This window comes from Streptomyces ossamyceticus, assembly GCF_001418475.1.
GTDB lineage: Bacteria > Actinomycetota > Actinomycetes > Streptomycetales > Streptomycetaceae > Streptomyces > Streptomyces ossamyceticus.
Genome location: NZ_LIQX01000905.1, coordinates 1 through 1,509, shown reverse-complemented (window position 1 = coordinate 1,509; position 1,509 = coordinate 1). Strand labels below are relative to the sequence as shown.

At 69.6% G+C, this 1,509-nt stretch carries 2 protein-coding genes and 1 pseudogene; 1 reads left to right on the top strand and 2 read right to left on the bottom strand.

What is annotated here, in order from left to right; translation table 11 throughout:
• Positions 1-172: 172 nt before the first annotated feature.
• A complete protein-coding gene (locus AOK15_RS48970) occupies positions 173-418 on the bottom strand; it encodes a calcium-binding protein (protein WP_167738929.1) in 246 nt (81 codons plus the stop codon).
• A 102-nt stretch (positions 419-520) separates the two neighbouring features.
• Positions 521-726 (bottom strand): annotated as a pseudogene (locus AOK15_RS40380) (hypothetical protein); the annotation flags it as partial.
• 440 nt (positions 727-1,166) lie between these two features.
• Here AOK15_RS40380 and AOK15_RS40375 point away from each other — a divergent pair.
• Positions 1,167-1,509 (top strand): MFS transporter (locus AOK15_RS40375; protein WP_240508821.1); only part of this gene is annotated, 343 nt, incomplete at its 3' end.

Sequence of the window (1,509 nt, the reverse complement as noted above, 5' to 3'; positions counted from 1 at the left end):
CGGTGGCGGTGGTCCCGGACGGCTCGCGGCCGTGACGTCGAGAGCGTCGACGCGAGCCGGCGACGAGCCACACCCGTCGCCGGCCGACCCTTGAGCCCTTGCGCCCTTAAGCCCTCGTACCGCGACCGCGCCGCGCACGACGCGCGGGCGACCGCGTGACGGCCCGCAGTCCTCAGCGTTCGCAGCTGTCCTTGAGGTCGTTGACGTCCCCCGTGCACGTGTCCGTGCCGGCGTCCCCGAAGGAGCGGTCGTTGCCTGCCGAGAAGTCACCGGCGTCCAGGCGGTCGTCGCCGTCCCGGCCGAACATGACGTCGTCCCCGGCGCCACCGGTGATGTTGTCGACCCCGGCCCCGCCGAAGATGGTGTCGTGTCCGGCCTGACCGTTGAGGAAGGTCCTCGCGGTGGCCCTGTAGTCCATCGTGATGATGTCGTCGCCCGAGCCCCCGCTGATGTCGGCGGGGATACTGCCGGTCACGAGGACGATGTCGCCGAGGTCCCCCATGTCGAGCGTGAGGGTGNNCCGCCGTCGCTGATGGTCACGGTGCTGCCGGACCGGGTGATGGAGAGGTCGTTCGCCTTTCCGGCCACGGCGTTGACGTGGATGCGGACCGAGTCCACCCGTACACCGGTCGCGGCATGGGCCTGCCCCGTCGACAGCACCGTGGCCGCGCCGAGCGCCAGGGCCGTGACACCGGCCTGCATCGCGTTGCGCATGGAGATCTTCAATGCTCCTCCTGTTCCCCCTGATGAACCTGGGCTGGTCCAGCCCTCAACCATCCTGGGCGGGAGCGGGGGGCGACACATGGGGGCCCAGCCCCCAATTAGCGGTCCCGCGTCACGCGTCCTCCGGGCCCCCTCGACGTCCCCTCGACGTCCCCTCGATGCCTACGAGCTCCCTGCCCCCGAGCTCCTGAGTCACCAAACGGAGTTGTACGTTCTTTATATTCTGTACATAATCCGGATCGTGAGTGAGCCACTGCGCCGCAACCGTGACTTCGTCCTGCTCTGGAGCGCCACCCTGTCCTCGACGCTGGGCGCCCAGGTCGCCTCGGTCGCCTATCCCCTGTTGGCACTCCACCTGACCGGCTCGGCCGTACACGCCGGTCTGATCGGGTCCGCGGCGATACCGGCGGCGCACGATGCTCGTCTGCGATCTGGTGCGAGCCGTGCTCGTCGCCACCACGGTCACCGGTTCGCTGCTCGGCTTCCTCGACTGGCGGATGCTGCTGGGCGTGGCGGTGGTCAGTGGTGTCTGCGGGGTGTTCTTCGAGCCCGCGGAGACAGCGCTGCTACGGCACGTGGTCCCCGCCGAGCACCTGCCCCGGGCCCTCGCACACAACGAGGCACGTCAGTACGGAGCCACCATCGCCGGACCGCCGCTGGGGGGCCTGCTGTTCAACCTGGGGCGAACGGTTCCACTCGCCGGTGAACTTCTGGCCCATCTGCTGTCGTTCGCCGCGGTCCTCGCCGTGAAATCCCCGGCGGCCACCACCCCCACCACCCTCGTCG